20 protein-coding genes are annotated in these 20,462 nt (G+C 64.2%); 10 read left to right on the top strand and 10 right to left on the bottom strand.

Annotated features, from left to right (window positions below):
* Positions 1–18 precede the first annotated feature (18 nt).
* Positions 19–540 carry a 4-hydroxyphenylacetate 3-monooxygenase, reductase component gene (gene hpaC, locus MJ122_RS07540; RefSeq protein WP_088418754.1) on the bottom strand — a complete coding sequence of 174 codons (522 nt, stop codon included), beginning with the start codon at positions 538–540 and terminating at the stop codon, positions 19–21.
* Between the two features lie 267 nt (positions 541–807).
* Between hpaC and MJ122_RS07535 the strand changes: the two genes are divergently transcribed.
* Positions 808–1,434, top strand: a complete 627-nt coding sequence (locus MJ122_RS07535; protein WP_088418752.1) for a response regulator — start codon at positions 808–810, stop codon at positions 1,432–1,434.
* Between the two features lie 15 nt (positions 1,435–1,449).
* On the opposite strand, the gene MJ122_RS07530 is transcribed toward MJ122_RS07535, so the two are convergent.
* A complete protein-coding gene (locus tag MJ122_RS07530) occupies positions 1,450–2,445 on the bottom strand; it encodes an asparaginase (RefSeq protein WP_239743397.1) in 996 nt (331 codons plus the stop codon).
* A gap of 86 nt (positions 2,446–2,531) precedes the next feature.
* Complete coding sequence (locus tag MJ122_RS07525) at positions 2,532–3,974, bottom strand: alanine/glycine:cation symporter family protein (RefSeq protein ID WP_088418748.1); 1,443 nt, start codon at positions 3,972–3,974, stop codon at positions 2,532–2,534.
* Between the two features lie 168 nt (positions 3,975–4,142).
* Here MJ122_RS07525 and MJ122_RS07520 point away from each other — a divergent pair, with 168 nt between their 5' ends.
* The gene (locus MJ122_RS07520) at positions 4,143–4,961 is read left to right on the top strand and encodes a helix-turn-helix transcriptional regulator (protein WP_239743395.1); all 819 of its coding nucleotides are present in this window, start codon (positions 4,143–4,145) and stop codon (positions 4,959–4,961) included.
* A gap of 121 nt (positions 4,962–5,082) precedes the next feature.
* On the opposite strand, the gene MJ122_RS07515 is transcribed toward MJ122_RS07520, so the two are convergent.
* Positions 5,083–5,967 carry a DMT family transporter gene (locus MJ122_RS07515; RefSeq protein WP_017520991.1) on the bottom strand — a complete coding sequence of 295 codons (885 nt, stop codon included), beginning with the start codon at positions 5,965–5,967 and terminating at the stop codon, positions 5,083–5,085.
* 530 nt (positions 5,968–6,497) lie between these two features.
* On the opposite strand from MJ122_RS07515, the gene MJ122_RS07510 reads away from it, so the two are divergent.
* Positions 6,498–7,748 (top strand): OprD family porin, encoded by a 1,251-nt coding sequence (locus MJ122_RS07510; RefSeq protein ID WP_239743393.1) that lies wholly within the window; start codon positions 6,498–6,500, stop codon positions 7,746–7,748.
* Positions 7,749–7,856: 108 nt separating this feature from the next.
* On the opposite strand, the gene MJ122_RS07505 is transcribed toward MJ122_RS07510, so the two are convergent.
* Complete coding sequence (locus MJ122_RS07505) at positions 7,857–9,086, bottom strand: PilT/PilU family type 4a pilus ATPase (protein ID WP_172419235.1); 1,230 nt, start codon at positions 9,084–9,086, stop codon at positions 7,857–7,859.
* 185 nt (positions 9,087–9,271) lie between these two features.
* Between MJ122_RS07505 and MJ122_RS07500 the strand changes: the two genes are divergently transcribed.
* The 5 genes from MJ122_RS07500 (at position 9,272) to MJ122_RS07480 (ending at position 13,446) form a co-directional block, all read left to right on the top strand.
* Positions 9,272–9,550 carry a peptidylprolyl isomerase gene (locus MJ122_RS07500; RefSeq protein WP_017520988.1) on the top strand — a complete coding sequence of 93 codons (279 nt, stop codon included), beginning with the start codon at positions 9,272–9,274 and terminating at the stop codon, positions 9,548–9,550.
* A gap of 14 nt (positions 9,551–9,564) precedes the next feature.
* Positions 9,565–9,927, top strand: coding sequence for an MmcQ/YjbR family DNA-binding protein (locus MJ122_RS07495; protein ID WP_239743390.1), 363 nt, complete (start codon positions 9,565–9,567; stop codon positions 9,925–9,927).
* Positions 9,927–10,481 carry a putative glycolipid-binding domain-containing protein gene (locus MJ122_RS07490; RefSeq protein WP_239743388.1) on the top strand — a complete coding sequence of 185 codons (555 nt, stop codon included), beginning with the start codon at positions 9,927–9,929 and terminating at the stop codon, positions 10,479–10,481. Before MJ122_RS07495 ends, MJ122_RS07490 begins: the two co-directional genes overlap by 1 nt.
* Before the next feature lie 234 nt (positions 10,482–10,715).
* Complete coding sequence (locus MJ122_RS07485) at positions 10,716–11,897, top strand: MFS transporter (protein WP_239743386.1); 1,182 nt, start codon at positions 10,716–10,718, stop codon at positions 11,895–11,897.
* Between the two features lie 271 nt (positions 11,898–12,168).
* A complete protein-coding gene (locus MJ122_RS07480) occupies positions 12,169–13,446 on the top strand; it encodes an OprD family porin (protein ID WP_088418734.1) in 1,278 nt (425 codons plus the stop codon).
* 69 nt (positions 13,447–13,515) lie between these two features.
* On the opposite strand, the gene MJ122_RS07475 is transcribed toward MJ122_RS07480, so the two are convergent.
* Together MJ122_RS07475 and MJ122_RS07470 are read right to left on the bottom strand one after the other, a co-directional pair.
* Positions 13,516–13,797, bottom strand: coding sequence for a hypothetical protein (locus tag MJ122_RS07475; protein WP_239743384.1), 282 nt, complete (start codon positions 13,795–13,797; stop codon positions 13,516–13,518).
* A gap of 157 nt (positions 13,798–13,954) precedes the next feature.
* Positions 13,955–14,905 carry a phospholipase D family protein gene (locus MJ122_RS07470; RefSeq protein ID WP_239743382.1) on the bottom strand — a complete coding sequence of 317 codons (951 nt, stop codon included), beginning with the start codon at positions 14,903–14,905 and terminating at the stop codon, positions 13,955–13,957.
* Between the two features lie 245 nt (positions 14,906–15,150).
* Here MJ122_RS07470 and MJ122_RS07465 point away from each other — a divergent pair, with 245 nt between their 5' ends.
* A complete protein-coding gene (locus MJ122_RS07465; RefSeq protein ID WP_088418728.1) occupies positions 15,151–16,740 on the top strand; it encodes an ABC-F family ATPase in 1,590 nt (529 codons plus the stop codon).
* 124 nt (positions 16,741–16,864) lie between these two features.
* Here MJ122_RS07465 and MJ122_RS07460 read toward each other — a convergent pair whose 3' ends face one another.
* Entirely contained in the window at positions 16,865–17,878 is a 1,014-nt protein-coding gene (locus MJ122_RS07460) for a dienelactone hydrolase family protein (RefSeq protein WP_088418726.1), read from the bottom strand.
* Between the two features lie 202 nt (positions 17,879–18,080).
* Positions 18,081–18,689: an FMN-dependent NADH-azoreductase gene (locus MJ122_RS07455; RefSeq protein ID WP_239743380.1), complete on the bottom strand. Its 609-nt coding sequence runs from the start codon at positions 18,687–18,689 to the stop codon at positions 18,081–18,083.
* A gap of 130 nt (positions 18,690–18,819) precedes the next feature.
* Between MJ122_RS07455 and MJ122_RS07450 the strand changes: the two genes are divergently transcribed.
* The gene (locus MJ122_RS07450; RefSeq protein ID WP_239743378.1) at positions 18,820–19,725 is read left to right on the top strand and encodes a LysR substrate-binding domain-containing protein; all 906 of its coding nucleotides are present in this window, start codon (positions 18,820–18,822) and stop codon (positions 19,723–19,725) included.
* 9 nt (positions 19,726–19,734) lie between these two features.
* Here the strand turns inward: MJ122_RS07450 and MJ122_RS07445 are convergent, their stop codons facing one another.
* A complete protein-coding gene (locus tag MJ122_RS07445) occupies positions 19,735–20,445 on the bottom strand; it encodes a DUF1294 domain-containing protein (RefSeq protein WP_172419244.1) in 711 nt (236 codons plus the stop codon).
* Positions 20,446–20,462: the final 17 nt, after the last annotated feature.

The raw sequence follows: 20,462 nt of genomic DNA, 5'->3' as shown, positions 1-20,462 counted from the left end.
TCTGGGTTCGGTCAGGGATCAGCTGGCGCGTAGCACGGCTTCGCGCTCGACGCGGTGGAACACGCGGTTGAAGTACACCAGGCTGTCCTGACGCTCCCGCACGGCGACCTTTTCCAACTCGACGAACATGACCGTGTGCGAGCCGACTTCCTTGCAGTCGCTGATCCGCCCTTCCAGGCTGACCAGCGCCTGGCGCAGCACCGGCAGGCCGGCGTAGCCGTCGTCCCAGAGGTCCCAGGCGAAGCGCTCTTCCATGGAGACCTTGGTCATCCCGGCGAAGTGCTTGGCCAGCTCTTCCTGCTCGCCGCACAGCACGTTGACGCACAGGTGGCCGTTGCTGCGGAACACATCGTGGGTAGCACTGCCACGGTTGACGCAGACCAGCACCGTGGGCGGGGAGTCGGTGACCGAGCAGACCGCACTGGCGGTAATGCCACAGCGGCCTTCCGGGCCGTTGGTGGTGATGATGTTCACCGCTGCCGGCAGCTGTGCCATGGCATTGCGGAAGTCGATCTGGGTCTGGCTGAGGGTATTGGCCATTTCTTCGCCCCTTGTGCTGGAGTGGCCGGCACGCCCGGCCTTTCTTGTAGGGGGTCAGCGTAGGGCAGCGCCGCGGGGCGAAACATTCAGACGATTACCACGCCAGAGGGTAGTGGCCGCTAGTCATGTAGGTGGTTTCTTTATCGTCAGCCTCGGCGACTATGGGTATGCTCCGAGCCATGCCATTGCGACGACCGGGGCCAACACCCGGCGGACGCGGCCTACGTGCAGCTCTACAACGATAAAAAAAGAAAGTGGCAACGCCTGATGGAAGCTAGAAAACCCGTGGTCTACATCGTCGACGACGACAAGGACCTGCGTACCTCCCTCGCCTGGCTGCTCGAGTCGGTCAGCATCGAGTCGCTGTGTTTCGGCGGCGCCGAGGAATTCCTGCGCGAATACGACCCCAAGCTCCCCGCCTGCCTGGTGCTCGACGTACGCATGCCCGAGACCAGCGGCTTCCAGTTGCAGGAAATGCTCAACGACAAGGGCATCGACCTGCCGACCATCTTCGTCACCGCCCACGGGGATATCCCGATGTCGGTGAAGGCGATGAAGAACGGTGCGCTGGACTTCGTCGAAAAGCCCTACAACCCACAGCAGATGCTGGACCGCATCCAGGCGGCGCTGAAGAGCGCGGTGCAGGTCCACGCGGGCCAGGAGCAGAAGCAGAACCTCAAGCACAAGCTCGACCTGCTCACCGGGCGGGAACGGGAAATCCTGATGATGGTGGTGGATGGCAAGGCCAGCAAGGTCATCGCCCGCGAGCTGAACATCAGCGTCAAGACGGTTGATGTGCACCGCACCAAGATCAAGGAAAAGATGGGCGTGAGCAGCATCGCCATGCTGGTGCGCGAGGTGCTCAACGTGCCGCTGGAAGAGTCGCGCCCCTGAGCGGGGCGCGTTTCCTTACCGGGCGTCGACGCGCTCGCCGCACAGGTCGAGCGCGAACAGCCGCTCGACCTCGGAAGGCGGCAGGCCGCAGCCCAGCAGGCTGAACAGTTTGCCCAGCGCCGCTTCGCGGGTCATGCCACCGCCAGAGACCAACCCGGCATCGCGCAGACGGCTACCGGCGGCGTAGACATCGAAGGCCACATGGCCCTGCGGGCACTGGCTGATCGCCGCCAGGACCACGCCACGGGCGTGAGCTTCGCGCAACGCAGCCAGCAGGTCTTCGTTATCCGAAGGCCCCGTGCCGCTACCGAAACACTCCAGCAGCAATGCCTGCACGCCGGTGCCCAGCAGCGCACGCAGGTGCTCGGCAGCCAGGCCGGGAAACAGCGGCAGCACCGCGAGGTTCACCGGTTGGCGCGGCTGGCGGTAGCCCAGCTCGATGGGAAGCGACTCCGCGCGCTCGCCGTTGCGTTCACGCGGCATCACGGCAAACGCATCGAAGGCATCGCTGCGCAGCTTGGTGACGCGGGCGCCATGCATCAGCTCGCCATTGAAGTACAGCCAGACGCCCGGCTCGACGCCGACCTCCAGCGCATTCAGCGCGCCCAGAAGATTGCCTGGGGCATCGCTTTCCGGCGCGCCCATGGGCTGCATGGAGCCGGTCAGCAGCACCGGCACCTTCAGGCCCAGCAGCAGGAACGACAGCGCGGCGGCGCTGTAGGCCAGGGTGTCGGTGCCGTGCAGCACCAGCACGCCGTCATGACCGCCCTGCTCCACCGCGTGGACAATGGCGTCGCGCATGGCCAGCCAGTTGGCCTGGGTCATGTTGGCACTGTCGAGCAGCGGTTGCAGTTCAGCAAAGGCCCAGTCCAGGCGAATCTCGCCCTGGCCTTGCAGTTGTTCGCGCATGCGAGCTTCGAAACCGCCAGCCGGCGCCAGGCCTTCGGCGGTTTGCAGCATGCCGATAGTGCCGCCGGTATAGAGGACGAAGAGATTCTTCACTCGACGCATGCCAGTGCTCTTGTAGGAAAGTTCACAGGATAAACCGCGAGGCCGGGAGAAGTCCCGGCCTCGCGTATCAGACCAAAGTCAGCGGATCAGCCCTGGGCGGGCAGGCTGCCGTGGGCCGGAGCAGTGGAGTTGATCTTGTGGGCGTCGCGCCAGGCGTCGTGGTCGATGTCCAGGTCGGCGAACTTGCTGGCATCGAACACCGGACGCTCGACGCCGGCGGCGCGCTGTTCGTCGTAGTCGCGCATCACACGCAGGCCGACCTTGATCAGCATGGCCAGGGCCACCAGGTTGACGAAGGCCAGGCAGGTCATGGTGATGTCGGCGAAGGCGAACACGGTGCCCAGGTTCTGCATCGAGCCCCAGAGGATCAGGCCCAGCACCAGCACGCGGAAGGCGATCAGCGCGGTACGGCTGCGGCCGACGATGAACTGCAGGGCGTTCTCGCCGAGGTAGTAGTTGTAGGTGATGCAGGTGAACACGAACAGCGACAGCGCGACGCTGACGAAGATCCGGCCCCAGTCACCGACCACCGCGGCCAGCGAGTTCTGGGTCAGGGTGATGCCATCGCCTTCGAAGCCGGGGGTATAGAAGCCCGAGAGCAGGATCAGCAGCGCGGTGCAGGTGCAGATGACGAAGGTGTCGAGGAACACGCTGAACGCCTGGACCACGCCCTGGGACGCCGGGTGACGCACGGCGGCGACGGCGGCCACGTTCGGCGCACTGCCCAGGCCCGCTTCGTTGGCGAACACGCCACGCTTCACGCCCATCACGATGGCGCTGCCCAGCAGGCCGGCGAAGGCCGGCTCCAGGCCGAAGGCGCTCTTCACGATGGTAGTCAGCATGCCCGGAACCAGCTCGATCTGGGTGACGATCACGTACAGGGTCACGGCGATGTAGGCCAGGGTCTTGACCGGCACCAGCAGGTCGGAGACGGCAGCGATGCGCTGGATGCCGCCGAAGAACACGATGGCCAGCAGCACGGCCAGGGCGATGCCCGAGTACAGGACCGGGATGTCGAAGGCGTTCTGCAGCGAATGGGTCACGGTGAAGGCTTGCAGGCCGTTGAAGGCGAAACCGTAGGTGACCAGCAGCAGGACCGCGAAGGTCATGGCCATCCAGCGCAACTTCAGGCCGTGCTGGATGTAGTAGGCCGGGCCGCCGCGATACAGGCCGTTACCGTCGCTGCGCTTGTAGACCTGGGCCAGGGTGCACTCGAAGAAGCTGCTGGACATGCCCACCAGCGCGGTGACCCACATCCAGAACACGGCGCCGGGGCCACCCAGGGTCACGGCAATGCCGACACCGGCAATGTTACCGGCGCCCACGCGGCCGGCGAGGCTCAGCATCAGCGCCTGGAAAGAGCTCAGCTGGCCGGATTGGCCGCGGATCGATTCCTTGAACACGCCGAACATGTGGCCGAAGTGGCGGAACTGGACGAAACGGGAACGCAGGGTGAAATACGCACCGAGTCCTACGATGAGGACGATGAGGACTTTCCCGGAGAGGAAATCGTTGATCGCGTCGAGCATGTGCTGGGGCCTCGATTGTTATTGTCGGAGCACGGACCTGGGGCTGGCCCGCTCACTGGGGGCGCATGGTTGCGCTCGAAGCGTCTGGAAACAATTTCGCGGCTTGTTACGATTTGATGCGACCTGACGCTATACTTGCGCCAGTCGCATCACCTGGATCTGGTACGAATGTCCGACAACCTCGGTCCCAACCTCAAGCTGCTTTGCGCTCATTACCGCTCTATCTCGGAGGTTTGCCGCAAGCTTTCGATCAATCGCGCGCAGTTCAATAAGTACCTCGGCGGACAGAGCCAGCCCACGGCGTACAACCTCAAGCGCATCGGTGACTTCTTCGGCGTCGAGGACTACGAGTTGCAATTGCCGCCGGAGCAGTTCGCCCGCCTGATCGGCGCGCGTGGCACCTCGCCGGCCAACGTGCGACGTGACGATCCGCTGATGGAAATGCTCCGCCCGCTGCGCGACCACGCCGGAAACCTGTCGCGCTACTGCGGTTACTACTTCGAATATTCCAACTGCATGTCGGTGCCCGGGTCGATCCTGCTGTCGCTGGTGCACCTGTACGAGCAGGACGGCAACTTCCTCTTCGAACGCCAGGAGCGCCAGGAGCGCTCCAGCAGCACCGACGTGCAGGCCGAGGACTGGGTGCGCTGCCGCTACCTGGGCGCGGCCTTCCAACTGCAGGACCGGGTATTCCTGCTGGACTACGAGTCGCTCACCGTCAACGAAATGAGCCAGACCATCCTCATTCCCAGCTTCAAGAGTCGCATCACCCGCCTGAACGGCCTGAAGACCGGTGTCTCCAGTGGCGACCGCCGCACCCCGGCGTGCACCCGGGTGGTCTGGGAGTACCTGGGCCCGGAGATCAACCGCATCAGCGCCTATCGCCAGGTGAAGCTCTACCAGCCGGACGACCCGCGCATCGACGACGACGTGCGTCAGCGCCTGCAGGTCGGGCCGATCCGCCATGGATTGTTCGAGATCGAATGACGGGCAGAACATTGTAGGAGCGAGCTTGCCCGCGAACCCGCCCAGCTCCCGAGCCGCCGGCAAATCCGTTCGCGAGCAAGGACTGGGCGTCCCTCTCGCTCCTACAGGAAGAGCAAAGCGTCTACCGCTTGCGGCTCTGCAACCACGCCGCCGCCAGCCCGCTGCCGCAGATCACCGCGATACCCAGCAGCGCCGATGGTTCTGGCGTATGGCCGAAGATCACGAAGCCCAGCAGCCCTGCGAAAACGATCTGGCAATAGCTGAACGGTGCCAGCAACGCGGGCGCGGCATGCTTGAAGGCTTGGGTCAGGAACAGGTGCGCGGTCATCCCGCAGGTACCCAGGGCCAGCATCATCAGGCCATGCACCAGCCCTGGCCATTGCCAGAAGAACGGCACCAGGGCGCTGACGACCAGGGTGTTGCACAGCCCGGCGAAGAAGTTGCTGGTGGTCGGGCTGTCCGCCTGGCTGAGCTTGCGCGTGAGCAACTGGTAGAAGCTGAAGCACAGTGCCGAGCCGAACGGCAGCAATACCGCCGGGGTGAACAGATCGCCACCGGGGTGGACGATGATCAGCACGCCGATGAAGCCGACTATCACTGCCGACCATTGTCCCACGGTCACCCGCTCACCCAGCAGCGGCACCGACAACGCCGTCACCAGCAGCGGCGCAAGGAAGTTCACCGACGTCGCTTCCGCCAGCGGGATGTACTGCAGACCCGTGGTGAACAGGAAGCTGGTGCCCAGCAGGCACAGCGCGCGGGCCGTCTGCAGGAAGGGATGGCGAGTGCGCAGCACAGCGAGGCCGGCGCGCGGCAGGAAGATGCCCGCCATCAGCAGCGTATGCACTACATAACGCGCCCACACCACCATGACGATGGGGTAGATGCTCGCCAGGTACTTGGACAGCGCGTCGTGGCTGGAGAACAGGAAGGTCGCCAGGACGATGAGCAGGATGCCCTTGAAGGGCTGGTGAACGCCGGACAACGGCGATTGACTGGTACTCATCGACTCACGGATTCAATAGGACAGATGCGGCAGGCACTCGGAAGCTTCACAGCCTAGCAGGAGGCACCGCAGAAAGAATCCGCCACGCCACGCCGCGAGCACCTCGCGGGTCCGCTGGAAGGCCGGGCGATAAGGGTTCTGCACGGCGTTGTGGCAGGCATCCTACCCGCAATACCGGTGGGTATATGTTCCATTTGGTTAATTATCGTTCGAACAGCGAACGTTTACGCCACGGGCGAATTGCGGCGGCCAGCCGGGGAGCACCACTATGACCCCAGCCGCCGCCTCGATGCGGCGCCAACAACTATAAGAAAGGTCCGTTCACATGCTCACGCTCTCCCTGGCACGCCTGCGCGCGTGCACCGCTTCCGCCTTCTCTCTTCGCATGCTCTCTTGCATTCCCTTTGCGCCTGGCTGATCGCCTGATCCGCGCTCGCTGACCGTTTAAACGTCCATCCGCCGCTTTCGACAGAAACGCGCGGAGGGCTCCGTTCGCCCTGAACAACGACAAGAATGCCGAGGGAACACCCATGCTCCGCCATCTGCCCCACCTCACCATCAGCGCCTGCCTGCTACCCACCCTGCCCGTCCTGGCCCATGCCGAGGAAGGCGGCTTCCTCGACGACGCCAAGAGCAGCCTGCTGCTGCGCAACTTCTACATGAACCGCAACTATGTCGGGGACGCCCGGCAGGGCAAGGCAGAGGAATGGACCCAGAGCTTCATCCTGGACGCCCGCTCCGGCTACACCCAGGGCACCGTCGGCCTCGGCCTGGACGTGCTCGGGCTTTACAGCCTGAAGCTCGATGGCGGCAAGGGCACGGCCGGCACCCAGTTGCTGCCGACCCACGACGACGGCCGCCCCGCCGACGACTTCGGCCGCCTGGCGGTAGCCGGCAAGGCCAAGGTGTCGAAGACCGAATTCAAGGCCGGCGAATGGATGGTGGTGCTGCCGGTCCTGCGCTCCGACGACGGCCGCTCGCTGCCGCAGACCTTCCAGGGCACGCAGGTCACCTCGAAGGAAATCGACGGTCTGACCCTGTACGGCGGCCAGTTCCGCCAGAACAGCCCGCGCAACGACGCCAGCATGGAAGACATGTCGCTTTTTACCCGCCCGGCCTTCACCTCGGATCGCTTCAACTTCGCCGGTGGCGAGTACCGCTTCAACCACGACCGTACCCTGGTCGGCCTGTGGAATGCGCAGCTCAAGGACATCTACCAACAGCAGTACCTGCAACTGCAGCACAGCCAACCGCTAGGGGACTGGGTGCTCGGTGCGAATATCGGCTACTTCTGGGGCAAGGAAGACGGCAGCGCCCGTGCGGGTGATCTGGATAACCGCACCTTCTCCGGGCTGTTCTCGGCAAAATACGGCGCGAGCACCTTCTATCTGGGCCTGCAGAAGGTCATGGGCGAGGACGAATGGTTCCGCGTCAACGGCACCAGCGGCGGCACCCTGGCCAACGACAGCTACAACGGCAGCTACGAGAGCGCCAGGGAACGTTCCTGGCAACTGCGCCATGACTACGATTTCGCCGCTTTCGGCGTTCCCGGCCTGACCCTGATGAACCGCTACATCCAGGGTCGCAACGTGCACAACGCCAGCACCGACGACGGCCGCGAATGGGGCCGCGAGAGCGAGCTGGCGTACACGGTGCAGAGCGGCACCTTCAAGACGCTGAACGTCAAGTGGCGCAACTCCACGATGCGCCGTGACTGGGGCAGCACCAACAGCTTCGACGAGAACCGGCTGATCATCAGCTATCCCCTGTCGCTGCTGTAAACGCCGCGCTCCCTAAAGAGCGTAGGAGCGGACTCCGTCCGCGATAGGGTTGGCCAAACTCCCTGCTCATCGGAGTCGTCGGCAATCGATCGCGGACAGAGTCCGCTCCTACGCCCCGCCCGGCTTCTCCGCGTCTTCCGCCTCGATCTCTTCCAGCGCCAGTTCCAACCCCCAGCTCGAGGCCTCCACCGGCTGCGCGGCCGCTGGCAGCGCAGCCGGTGCCGGCGCAGCTGGCTTGGCGGCTGCGGGGACAGCAGCGCTACCGACGCTGCCCGGGTTGTCCTTGTACAGCTTGAGCTTCAGACGCAGGTTGTTCGCCGAATCGGCATTCTTCACCGCCTCTTCCTCGGTGATCGCCCCTTCCACCGCGAGGTCGAACAGCGCCTGGTCGAAGGTCTGCATGCCGAGGGCGCGGGACTTGTCCATGATTTCCTTGATCGAGCTGAAGTCGCCGCGCTTGATGATGTCGCTGATGGTCGCCGTGCCCAGCAGCACTTCCACCGCTGCGCGGCGTTTGCCGTCCTGGGTGCGCACCAGGCGCTGCGAGACGAAGGCCTTGAGGTTGTTGCCCAGGTCGTTGAGCAACTGCGGGCGGCGCTCCTCGGGGAAGAAATTGATGATGCGGTCCAGTGCCTGGTTGGCGTTGTTCGCATGCAGCGTGGAAATCGCCAGGTGCCCGGTGTCGGCGAACGCCAGGGCGTGCTCCATGGTCTCGCGGTCACGGATCTCGCCGATCAGGATCACGTCCGGCGCCTGGCGCAGGGTGTTCTTCAGCGCGGCGTGGAAACTGCGGGTGTCCACGCCCACTTCGCGCTGGTTGATGATCGACTTGCGGTGCCGGTGCACGTACTCGATGGGGTCCTCGATGGTGATGATGTGGCCGCCGCTGTTGCGGTTGCGGTGGTCGATCAGGGCCGCCAGGGAGGTGGACTTGCCCGAGCCGGTGCCGCCGACGAAGAGCACCAGGCCGCGCTTCTCCATCACCACCTTGAGCAGCACTTCCGGCAGCTTGAGGTCGGCGAACAGCGGGATATCCAGCTTGATGTTCCGCGCCACGATGGACACTTCGTTGCGCTGCTTGAACAGGTTGATACGGAAACGGCCGACACCCGCGACGGAAATCGCCAGGTTCATTTCCAGTTCACGGTCAAATTCCGCGCGCTGCTCCTCATCCATCAACCCATAGCCGATGCGGGCGACGTCACCAGCCTTCATCGGCTCGTTGGTCAGGGGCTTGAGCACCCCGTTGAATTTGGCGCAGGGCGGCGCGCCGGTGGAGAGGTATAGGTCCGAACCATCCTGGGTGGCCAGGATCTTGAGCATCGCTTGGATATCCATTGAACTGCATCCGTACGCAAGGTGGCGGCGGACGCCGTCTTTCAGCAGCGTCCTACAAATAAGAATGAGCTGATTGACTCTATGGAGCACCCTTGCGCCAGACAATGCAACCCATCGCGAAATGCGACCTGCATCACTGCTGCCGTACAATGCGGCCCAGACGCTTTCATTCAAGGATCCAACCAATGCCCGTCGCCATGGCCCGACACATCCTGGTCAAGACCGCCGCCGAAGCCGAGCAGCTCAAGCAACGCCTGGCCAAGGGCGAGGATTTTGCCGCCCTGGCCCGCAAGCATTCCACCTGCGCCTCCGGCAAACGCGGCGGCGACCTGGGCGAGGTGCGCCCTGGCCAGATGGTCCGCAGCATTGACCAGGTGATCTTCAAGAAGCCGGTCGGCGTGGTTCACGGGCCGGTCAAAAGCCAGTTCGGCTACCATCTGGTCGAGGTCTATTTCCGCGACTGAGGGAACCGCGAAACATGACGCCGCAACAGATCGCCCGCTTCTGCCTGGATTTGCCCGGCGCCCGCGAAGACATCAAATGGGGCAGCAACCGGGTATTCTCGGTCGCCGGCAACAAGATGTTCGCCATCCTGGATTTTCTCGACAGCGGCAACGGCAGCCTGGCCTTCAAGGTCGGCCCGGAGCTGTTCCTGGGCTATGTCGACCGCCCCGGCATCCGCCCCGCGCCTTACCTGGCGCGGGCTTTCTGGATCGCCATGCAGCGCCCCTACCCCATGGGCGACGCCGAACTGCGCGAGGCGCTGACCCGCTCGCACCAACTGGTGGTTGCCCGCCTGCCCAAACGGCAACGCCTGGGCCTCGTGCTGGAGACGCCCTGATGCGAACGCTCGACTGGCAAGGCATCTGGCACGCACCGACGGCCAGCTGGGAATCGCTGCAGCTGGGTGAACGTCGTGCCGAGAGCCAATTGCGCGCCATCGATGAGGCGGGTGGGCCTTCCTATCAGCTCGACTACCAGTTGGAATGGGATGATCAATGGCGTCTGCGGGAAGCGCGCTTCAGCGTGGAAAGCGCCCGCGGCACGCATCAGTTGCACCTGTTGACCGATGGCGAAGGCCACTGGCAGAACGCCGAAGGCGACTCGCTGGAGAACCTGGGGGGCTGCCTGGACATCGACATCTGGCCTTCGCCCTTCACCAACACCTTCCCCATCCGCCGCCTGCAACTCGCCGATGGCGAGCGTCGGGAGCTGGCGGTGGTGTATCTGGAAGCACCTAAGCTCAAGCCGGTACGAATGCGCCAGGGCTATACGCGGATCGATGCGCATCACTATCGCTATGAGAACCTCGAAGGAACGAACTTCCAGGCACTGCTGACCGTAGATGACGATGGCCTGGTCATTGATTATCCCACCCTCTTCCGCCGGGCCTGATCCGCTTTTCCTGGAGCGAGCCTGCTCGCGAACGATTCATCCGGCCGGCCCCGCGTCAAACGGTTCGCGCGCAAGCTCGCACCACGGGTACTGCGCGGACCGGGGCGCAGGAGCGGACTCCGCCCGCGATGGGTTTGCACAGGCCGGAACTGAAAGGTAGTTCGTTAGCTAGCTTTCCTACAGGCTCGACGCGGTCCATCATATGAGACCACTCGCCGTACCGAACTGCAGCACATGTCCGCCGATTCCCGCTCGTCCTCGTCCACCACCTTGCAGGTGGTGTCCGTCGTCCTTTTCACCTTCATCGCCTACCTGACCATCGGCATCCCGCTGGCCGTGCTGCCCGGCTACGTGCACAGCGACCTGGGCTTCGGCTCGGTGATGGCCGGCCTGGTCATCAGCATCCAGTACCTCGCCACTCTCCTTACCCGCCCCTACGCCGGCAGGGTCATCGACACGCTCGGGCCCAAGCGTGCAGTGCTGTACGGCATGGTCGGCTGCGCCGGCAGCGGCGCGCTGATGCTTGGTTCCTGGGCGATGCAGGGCCTGCCGTGGTTCAGTCTCGGCCTGCTGATGGTCGCGCGGCTGGTATTGGGGACGTCGGAAAGCCTGGTCGGCAGCGCCTCGATCGCCTGGGGCATCGACCGTGTCGGCGCGGCGAACACTGCAAAAGTCATCTCCTGGAACGGCATCGCCAGCTATGGCGCACTCGCCCTCGGCGCGCCCCTGGGCGTGCTGATGGTCGGCCAGCTCGGGCTGGCCAGCCTGGGCGGCAGCGTGGTCCTGCTGGCCGCGCTCGGTTTCGCCCTGGCATGGCCCAAGCGGGCGGCAGCGCTGGTGCATGGCGAGCGCATGCCCTTCCACCACGTGCTCGGTCGGGTATTCCCCCACGGCATGGGCCTGGCGCTGGGTGGTATCGGCTTCGGCACCATCGCCACCTTCATCACTCTTTATTACGCCAGCCTCGGCTGGAAGGACGCGGTCTACTGTCTGACCGCCTTCGGCGGCTGCTTCATCGGTGCGCGCCTGCTGTTCGCCAACGCCATCAACCGCCACGGAGGCTTCCGCGTCGCTATCGCTTGCCTGTCGGTAGAAAGCCTCGGCCTGCTCCTGCTGTGGAGCGCCCCTACGCCCTGGATTGCGCTGGCCGGCGCGGCGCTGACCGGTTTTGGTTTCTCCCTGGTGTTCCCCGCCCTGGGCGTGGAAGCCGTGGGCCTGGTGCCCGCCTCCAACCGCGGCGCGGCGCTGGGTGCCTACTCGCTGTTCATCGACGTGTCCCTGGGCATTACCGGGCCGCTGATGGGCGCTGTCGCCAATGGCTTCGGCTTCGGCTCGATCTTCCTCTGCGCCGCACTCGCGGCATTCAGCGGGCTGATCCTCAGCCTCTGGCTGTTCCAGCGCTCGTTCTCCCGCTGAGACTGGCCGCGCTGCCATGCGCAGTGACTTCGCCTATCCGCCGCGATCCGGCGGCAAAAAACGCTGATCTGGCAAACATGACGTCAGCGTGACAGGGGCTGGACGAAAAAGTTCGAACCTCTGCTATCATCCCGCGGCGCCGGGACGACCACGTCCCGATTACAACCAAAAGAATAGGCCAGCACAGGACTCCACCTACCCCGATCAAGCACTTCGGGGCGGAGAGCTTTTTTCCTCTCGTCGCTGGCGCTGCACCATTAAGGAAATCAAGATGCTGAACCACCGGATCAGTCTGCTCGCACTGGGGATCCTCGCGTCGACCGCCGCCATGGCCGAAGACCAGTCCACCGCCAAGGGCTTCGTCGAAGACAGCCACCTGGACCTCTTCTTCCGCAACGCCTACATGAACCGCGACTACAAGCACGGCCGCGATGACAAGGCCGAGTGGGGCCAGGCCGCCACCGCGACCTTCGCTTCCGGCTTCACCCAGGGCACCGTGGGCTTCGGCGTTGACGCGTTCGGCATGTACGCCGTGCGCCTGGACGGTGGCAAGGGCAAGAGCGGCGCTGCCGGTATCGATTTCTTCAAGCAGGGCGACAGCGGCGAAGCCGCCAACGACCTGGCCCGTGCCGGTGGCGCGGTCAAGGCCCGCTTCTCCAACACCGTGATCAAGTACGGTGACCAGATGCCGGCCCTCCCGATCCTGAGCTACGACAACTCCCGCCTGCTGCCGGAAAGCTTCACCGGCACCCTGATCACCTCCAAGGAGATCGAAGGCCTGGAGCTGAACGTCGGCCGCTTCACTTCGGAAACCCGCAAGAGCGCCGAAGGGCGTGACAGCGGCGGCCTGAAGCGCATCGACGTGTTCGGCGGCAGCTACAAGTTCACCGACAACTTCAGCGGCTCGCTGTACGGCTACGAGAGCGAAGACGTCGCTCGCAAGCAGTACATGAACCTGAACTACGTCATTCCGGTGGCCGACAAGCAGTCCCTGACCCTGGACTTCAACGGCTACCGCACCCGCGTGAACGAAGACTTCGCTGCCGACAACGGCATCGATGGCACCAAGAACACCATCTGGAGCCTGTCGGCCGCCTACAACATCGGCGTCCACACCTTCATGATCGCGCACCAGCGCAACAACGGCGACTCCGGCTACAACTACGGCTGGTACCAGAACCAGGGCGGCCTGGGCGATGGCGGCACCACCATCTGGCTGGCCAACTCCTACTGGTCGGACTTCAACGGCGAAGACGAGCGTTCCTGGCAGGGCAGCTACAGCCTGGACTTCTCCGAGTACGGCGTACCGGGCCTGAGCTACACCGTGGCCTACGTCTACGGCGACAACATCAAGACCGCCGAGACCAGCAACGGCAAAGAGCGCGAAATCTTCAACCAGCTGAAATACGTCGTACCGAGCGGCCCGGCCAAGGACCTGTCGGTCAAGCTGCGCGGTTCCTGGCTGCGCGTGTCCAACGATGCCCGCTCCTACAACGACGACGGCAATGAAGTGCGCGTCTTCGTCGAGTACCCGGTCAACATCTTCTGACGACCTGATCCGGCTCGAAAGAAAACGCCCCGTGGCAGCGATGCCACGGGGCGTTTTTCATTGTGGCGGCTATTCGACGGTGCGCCGCCTCGACAGCCACGGCATGGGCGGCAACGCCATGCGCAGGATGTGGAAGCACAGCAGCAGGATCAGCGCGCCGGCCGCGAAGGATCCAAGGCGCTGGACCGGTTCGAGTGTGTCATTGAGCACATTGAGAAACAGCATCGCGCTGCCGCCCAGCATGCAGGCGAGCAGGAATGCACAGAGTATGTAGATCTTCAGCGTCAACAGCCGCCAATGCCAACGCATGCGGCGGCGGACGGGGACTTCATCGGGGGGAAGTTGCGGCATGATCCTTTGCCTCCTGACAGGTTTCTGACGGGCTCACGCAACTGCGGCATGCGACGTCGAGATACTGGCAGGATGCTAGCCATGCGCGACCTGATTGCCAAGGCGCGCAGGCCGGGACCGCCGGGTTACCGGCTACGCGCCGATGAACGGCTAACGCTTAGCGCACAACGCTATTGATGTCATGGCGGTTGAGCGAAGTCCGCATTTCCTCGTACCACTCGGGAATCACGTCCCGCAGGCGCTCCTTGGCATCTTCCAGCTTGAACGGCTGGGTGTAGCGCTTCTTGCGGTAGGAGTAGATGTAGTAGGTGCCGTCGCGGTAGAGGATGCGGTCGAAGGTGTAGAAACCGATGTGCGTGCCGTTGCAGCGCGCGGTCAGCACCATGTCGCCCTCCTCGTAGGGCAGCACGCCCTCGGCACATTCATAGGTGAAGAACTCGCGCACGTCATCCCAGTCCACGCCGTCGCTGCTGGCGTGCAGGAAGGCTTCGGCCTTTTCCTCGGAATCGTCGGAGTGGTCGCTGTACCAGATGAACAGCGGGATGCTCTGGTTGGTCTCGTCGCCCAGCCAACTCTCACCGTCCAGGTACTGCGCGCTACGCGCAAGGCTCGCCTGCACGCGGCGGTGGCTCTGGCGATAGTCTTCCAGTTGCTCGTCGAACGCCGGCGTGTCTTCGCCCAGTACCACGCCTTCCATGCCCTTGATCTCGGCCACGCGCCCCAGGTAGTCGGCGTACAACGAGGCGTCCTGGATTACGGTACAGGTGTCGCGGGTCAGGCTCAGGCCGATCTCGGTGAAGTTGGCGCTACCCAGGATGACCACGTCCGGTTCGATCAGGATCAGCTTCCAGTGCACGCTGTTCTGCGCGCGGAAGTCGACGTGCAGGGTGACGTTGGGACCGGCATCGCGGACGCAGTAATCGATGAAGTCCGGCGAGGTAAAGGAGTTGATGGTGCCCACCAGCAGATCCAGGCGATTGCCCTTTTCCGCCAGGGTTTCGATCAGTGACTCGGTTTCACTGGCGGAGGCTGAGACCACGGTGATCAGCTTGTTGCTGACCTGCTCCAGGTAATGCCTGAGCGAATGTTGAGCGTTTAGGATTTTCATACAGCCCCACCAGAATTCTGAACACCGAATTCTGATGCAGGACAACGGGGGGTTTCAACTGTCTGATATCGCCATACGCCCGCACAACGGGCGCTGCAGCGGCAAAGCATGCAGCGCGGGCACTGCTGTGGCATAATGAGCGGCTTTGCCAGACGCCTGTCGGCCTCGGTCGACAAGAACGCCTTCCCTGCCCGCCTGCGCCGTCTGCGCCCGGCGCGCACCATGTCCAGCCAAGGGTCAGTCAGTTGATTTCCACCGCCAATATCACCATGCAGTTTGGCGCCAAGCCGCTGTTCGAGAACGTTTCCGTCAAATTCGGCAACGGCAACCGCTACGGCCTGATCGGCGCCAACGGTTGCGGCAAGTCCACCTTCATGAAGATCCTCGGTGGCGAGCTGGAGCCGTCCAGTGGCCAGGTGATGCTGGAAAACGGCGTACGTCTGGGCAAGCTGCGCCAGGACCAGTTCGCCTACGAAGACTTCAGCGTGATCGACACCGTGATCATGGGCCACGAGGAACTGTGGAAGGTCAAGGCCGAGCGCGACCGCATCTACTCCCTGCCGGAGATGAGCGAGGAAGACGGCATGGCCGTGGCCGAGCTGGAAGTGCAGTTCGCCGAGTTCGACGGCTACACCGCCGAATCCCGCGCCGGCGAGCTGCTGCTGGGCCTGGGCATTCCGCTGGACCAGCACTTCGGCCCGATGAGCGCCGTGGCTCCGGGCTGGAAGCTGCGCGTACTGCTGGCCCAGGCGCTGTTCTCCGATCCGGACCTGCTGCTGCTGGACGAACCGACCAACCACCTGGACATCAACACCATCCGCTGGCTGGAAAACGTCATCACGGCGCGTAACAGCACCATGATCATCATTTCCCACGACCGTCACTTCCTGAACAGCGTCTGCACCCACATGGCGGACCTGGACTACGGCGAGCTGCGCCTGTTCCCGGGCAACTATGACGAGTACATGACCGCGGCCGAACAGGCCCGCGAGCGCCTGCTGTCGGACAACGCCAAGAAGAAAGCCCAGATCGCCGAGCTGCAGACCTTCGTCAGCCGCTTCTCGGCCAACGCCTCCAAGGCCAAGCAGGCCACCAGCCGTGCGCGCCAGATCGACAAGATCCAGCTGGAAGAGGTCAAGCCGTCCAGCCGCGTCAGCCCGTTCATCCGCTTCGAGCAGCACAAGAAGCTGCACCGCCAGGCAGTGACCCTGGAGAAGGTCAGCCAGGGCTTCGACGGTGTCGCCCTGTTCAAGAACCTGAGCCTGCAAGTGGAAGCCGGCGAGCGCATCGCCATCATCGGCCCCAACGGCATCGGCAAGACCACCCTGCTGCGCACCCTGGTCGGCGAGATGGCGCCCACCTCCGGCGAGGTGAAGTGGACCGACAGCGCAGACGTGGGCTACTTCGCCCAGGACCATGCCGAGGACTTCGAGGACGATTACAACCTGTTCGACTGGATGGCCCAGTGGACCCAGGGCGGCGAGCAACTGGTGCGCGGCACCCTCGGCCGCATGCTGTTCTCCAACGACGACATCAAGAAGTCGGTGAAGGTCATCTCCGGTGGCGAACAGGGCCGAATGCTGTTCGGCAAGCTGATCCTCAAGCGCCCCAACGTGCTGGTGATGGACGAGCCGACCAACCACCTGGACATGGAATCCATCGAGGCACTCAACCTCGCGCTGGAAAACTACCCCGGCACCCTGATCTTCGTCAGCCATGACCGCGAGTTCGTGTCCTCCCTGGCCACCCGCATCATCGAGCTGTCGGAGAACGGCGTGACCGACTTCAGCGGCACCTACGACGACTACCTGCGCAGCCAGGGCGTGATCGTCTGATCTGCGCCCCGCTGTGATGAAAAAGCCCCGCCAATGCGGGGCTTTTTCTTTTCTCTGCGCTGGCGTCAGGAGCGGCGGGGTTCGGTTCGCGAGCAAGCTCGCTGACGAAAAACACACGGAATGCTCAGCGGCCGGAAGTCTGCATCGTCGCGCTTCCGAGGCTGACGTCGAAGAACTCCGCCGCCGAGGCGGCCAGGTCGCGGTGGATCGCCTTGCGGTCCAGACCCTGGGTGTCGGCACAGAGGTCGGGGGTGGCTTCCATTTCCTCATCCGAACAGGGCGACATGAAGACGAAGTGCCCTGCCCCGTCCAGCACCCTCAGGTCCGCCTGCTGCGGCAGCTTGCGCGCCAGCGCGGCGGCGTTTTTCTTCCAGTCGAGGATATGGTCGTTGTTGCCGGTGTAAAGCAGCACCGGCACCTGCACATCCTCCAGCTCATGGACGCCGTACATCAGGCTCAGCGGCGCCAGCAGGAGCAAGGCGCCAACGCGCGGGTCTGCCATGGGCACCAGATCGTTCCGGTCGGCGCGCACCTCACCCTTCTCGCTGCAGGCGTCGCGGTCGTCGGGGTGCTGCTGGCAATACTTGATCAGCCGATCCAGCCTGGGCTGTGCGCCGGCCAGGATCAGCGCGGTTTCGCCACCCGCCGAATAGCCAATCACCCCGACCTTGCGTGGATCGGCAATGGCCGCAACCTTCGGATCGAGCAGTGCGGCACTGATGGTTTCCGACACCTGCAATGGCCGCCCATAGAGGTTGCTCACCGCGCCCAGGCGGCTGTGGTCATGCAGGTTGTCGCCCGGATGCAGCAAGGTCACCACCACGAAGCCCTTGCGCACCAGTGCCTGGACCAGGTCACGGTGGGCCAGCGGGGTGCCGTAGTTGCCATGGGACATCACCAGCAGCGGGAAGCGGCCATTGGCGGTCTGCCCCTCGTAGGCAACATCGAGGATGAAGTTGCCCAGGTGCAGGGGCTGTTCGGGGGCGCGTGTAGGGTAGAAAGCGATGGCCTTCATCGGCTGCTGGTCCAGTGGATCGCTCACCTGCAGGCGGTGAAAACCCACATTCCAGCCCTGCGCCGCCCAACTCGCGGTACTGAAGGTAACGAGCAGCAGGAACCAGAACAAGCGCCTCGCCATGGTGCAATTCGCCCCCGATGTGTCCCCGGATCAGGCGCCACGAGGCCTTGTTGGTGAATGCTCAGACCACCGGGCGCCGCCTGCAGGGAATCACTGCATACTACGCGCCAGTTGGGCTCGCTCCGCGCCCGCAGACAGGCGGCGCTGTCCGGACACAAAAAAAGCCCCGCATGCGCGGGGCTTTTTCTGCTCAGGACAGCGATCAGGCAGCGGCGAACTGGCTGGCGATGCTCGCCTTCGCGCCGGCGATGGCGTTGCGGCGGGGTTCGTCGCCATAAGCCAGGCCTTCAGCACGAACGACCTCGATGTCGGTGATGCCGAGGAAGTTCAGTACCAGTTCGAGGTAATTCTCGTGGGCGATGCCGGAGGGTTGGCCTGCGTGGATGCCGCCCGCGGTGGAGACGATGATCACTTTCTTGCCGCCTGCCAGGCCTTCCGGGCCGTTCTCGGTGTAGCGGAAAGTCTTGCCAGCGACGGCGATGCGGTCGATCCAGGCCTTCAGCTGGCTGGGAATGGAGAAGTTGTACATCGGAGCACCGATGACGATGGCGTCGGCGCCGAGGAACTCTTCGATGCTCTTCTCGCCCAGGGCGGCTTCGTGCTTCTGCGCAGCATCGCGCAGCTCTGCCGGAGTACCGGCGGCAACCAGGCTGGCGGAAGACAGGTGGCTGATGGCGTCGGCGGCCAGGTCACGGTAGGTGACTTCGACGCCCGGCTCGGCGGCGGGCCAGGCAGCGACCAGTTCGGCGCTCAGTTGGCGGGAAGCGGAGTTGTCGCCGAGGATGCTCGAGTCGATATGCAGCAGTTTCATCTGTGTTCTCCAGAAAGGGGGCCAGTGGGTTGGCGGAGGCATTTGTCGTTGGAGGCAAGACTACGCATGTGGCCAATCTTCGATAAGTCGGTAAAAATGCAATGATTCGTCTCATCAGCAGGACAATCCCATGCAGGACCTCAATGACCTCTTCTATTTCGCCAAGGTGGTGGAAGCTGGAGGCTTCGCCGCCGCCGGGCGCCTGCTGGGCCTGCCGAAGTCCCGCCTGTCCCGGCGTGTAGCGGAGCTGGAAGCGCGCCTGGATGTGCGCCTGCTGCAGCGCACCACCCGCAAACTGGCGCTCACGGACCTGGGCGAGCGCTATTACCGGCACTGCCAGGCAATGCTGGTGGAAGCCGAGATGGCGGACGAAGTGGCCGCACAATTGAGCGCGGAGCCTCGCGGACGGGTGCGCCTGTCGTGCCCGGTGGCACTGGCGGAAACCTCGCTGAACGAAATGCTGCCTGGGTTCCTCGCGGCTTACCCGCAGGTGAACCTGGAGCTGATGCTGACCAACCGCCGCGTCGACCTGCTCAATGAGAGCATCGACGTCGCGCTGCGCGTGCGGGCGCCGGGGGATGAAGACCTGTCGCTGATTTCACGGCGCCTGCGTCGGGCCAAGACTGCGCTGGTCGCTGCACCTTCATTGCTCGAGGGCGTCGATCTGCGTCAGCCGGAGGACCTGGCCGCCCTGCCCGTTCTCGGTGCCATCGATAACGACCGCCGCGTGCACATGAAGCTCACCGGCCCGCAGGGAGAATTGAAGGAACTGGCATTCGAGGCGCGGCTGGCCGTGGAGGATTTCAACCTGCGCAAGAACGTGGCACTGGCGGGGCTGGGCGTAACGACACTGCCGTTGCATTACTGCACCCAGGAACTGGACGACGGTCGTCTGGTGCGCGTGCTGCCCGCCTGGAGCGAGCCGGAGGCCTACCTGCAGGCGGTGTATCCGCACCGGCGCGGCATTCTGCCGGCGGTGCGGGCGTTGCTCGATTATCTGGAGGAAGGCTTCTCGAAAGACGACTGGCCCGTCTGAATACAGCCCTTACGCCGAAGTCGCCGCCAGGCCCATCAGTGCGCCGATCCAGCCCAGGAGGCGGCCGCCGCTGAGCCAGTCGACCCAGAACAACTGGTGCAGCAGGACGATGGACCAGAACACCAGCTGGAAGGACAGCTTGCGGGTCTTGTGGCGAAACACCTGTTGAGCGAGAAAGGCGCCCGGCCAACCGCCGAGCAGTTCCAGCAGATGCAGGCTTTGTTCGGGGGTGCGCCAGTCGTTGCGCTCGGCGCTGCGCTTATCCCGCCAGTAGGCGAGGAAGGCCAGGAGGCTGAACACCGGATAGAGCAGCAGGAACCAGACGAAGTAGCTGTCCTTCAGCCAGAGCACCGAGCCGATGACGGGCAGCGCCAGCAGCACGGCGAGGACTGCCAGCGCCTTGCCCAGGGAGCGTTTCGGGGCGCTGGGAAAGGCCACTTCGCGGCCGCTGCGAACGCGCTCGCGGGTGGCCGCGGCGACCGGCTTGCGGCGGATTGCCGGGGTATCGATGGCCAGCCCGGCGAGGCGGGCATGGTCGGCGCGTGGGCGGCCGTCCTTGCCGGTGCCTTCGACATAGCAGACCTGGTCGCCCGCTTCCGGGCGGCGGTCGCCGCGGAAGTCGGAAATGTGCAGGAAGACTTCCTTGCCGCCGGCCTGGGGACGGATGAAGCCGAAGCCCTTGTCATCGTCCCAGCGGCTGATGGTGCCGTTCTTTTCCACGTTCACTCGCTATCGGA

The organism is Pseudomonas sp. DP-17, assembly GCF_022380625.1.
GTDB lineage: Bacteria > Pseudomonadota > Gammaproteobacteria > Pseudomonadales > Pseudomonadaceae > Pseudomonas > Pseudomonas nitroreducens_A.
The sequence above is the reverse complement of the archived record's forward strand: the minus strand, read 5'-3'. Positions and strand labels throughout refer to the sequence as shown.

Bases quoted from the DNA above. Each gene is read 5' to 3' on its own strand.
- MJ122_RS07460 (WP_088418726.1), bottom strand. From the start codon at position 17,878: ATGGCGAGGCGCTTGTTCTGGTTCCTGCTGCTCGTTACCTTCAGTACC.
- MJ122_RS07525 (WP_088418748.1), bottom strand. From the start codon at position 3,974: ATGCTCGACGCGATCAACGATTTCCTCTCCGGGAAAGTCCTCATCGTC.
- MJ122_RS07515 (WP_017520991.1), bottom strand. From the start codon at position 5,967: ATGAGTACCAGTCAATCGCCGTTGTCCGGCGTTCACCAGCCCTTCAAG.
- MJ122_RS07510 (WP_239743393.1), top strand. From the start codon at position 6,498: ATGCTCCGCCATCTGCCCCACCTCACCATCAGCGCCTGCCTGCTACCC.
- MJ122_RS07450 (WP_239743378.1), top strand. From the start codon at position 18,820: ATGCAGGACCTCAATGACCTCTTCTATTTCGCCAAGGTGGTGGAAGCT.
- MJ122_RS07500 (WP_017520988.1), top strand. From the start codon at position 9,272: ATGCCCGTCGCCATGGCCCGACACATCCTGGTCAAGACCGCCGCCGAA.
- MJ122_RS07530 (WP_239743397.1), bottom strand. From the start codon at position 2,445: ATGCGTCGAGTGAAGAATCTCTTCGTCCTCTATACCGGCGGCACTATC.
- MJ122_RS07505 (WP_172419235.1), bottom strand. From the start codon at position 9,086: ATGGATATCCAAGCGATGCTCAAGATCCTGGCCACCCAGGATGGTTCG.
- hpaC (WP_088418754.1), bottom strand. From the start codon at position 540: ATGGCCAATACCCTCAGCCAGACCCAGATCGACTTCCGCAATGCCATG.
- MJ122_RS07520 (WP_239743395.1), top strand. From the start codon at position 4,143: ATGTCCGACAACCTCGGTCCCAACCTCAAGCTGCTTTGCGCTCATTAC.
- MJ122_RS07495 (WP_239743390.1), top strand. From the start codon at position 9,565: ATGACGCCGCAACAGATCGCCCGCTTCTGCCTGGATTTGCCCGGCGCC.
- MJ122_RS07470 (WP_239743382.1), bottom strand. From the start codon at position 14,905: ATGAAAATCCTAAACGCTCAACATTCGCTCAGGCATTACCTGGAGCAG.
- MJ122_RS07480 (WP_088418734.1), top strand. From the start codon at position 12,169: ATGCTGAACCACCGGATCAGTCTGCTCGCACTGGGGATCCTCGCGTCG.
- MJ122_RS07455 (WP_239743380.1), bottom strand. From the start codon at position 18,689: ATGAAACTGCTGCATATCGACTCGAGCATCCTCGGCGACAACTCCGCT.
- MJ122_RS07475 (WP_239743384.1), bottom strand. From the start codon at position 13,797: ATGCCGCAACTTCCCCCCGATGAAGTCCCCGTCCGCCGCCGCATGCGT.
- MJ122_RS07485 (WP_239743386.1), top strand. From the start codon at position 10,716: ATGTCCGCCGATTCCCGCTCGTCCTCGTCCACCACCTTGCAGGTGGTG.
- MJ122_RS07490 (WP_239743388.1), top strand. From the start codon at position 9,927: ATGCGAACGCTCGACTGGCAAGGCATCTGGCACGCACCGACGGCCAGC.
- MJ122_RS07535 (WP_088418752.1), top strand. From the start codon at position 808: ATGGAAGCTAGAAAACCCGTGGTCTACATCGTCGACGACGACAAGGAC.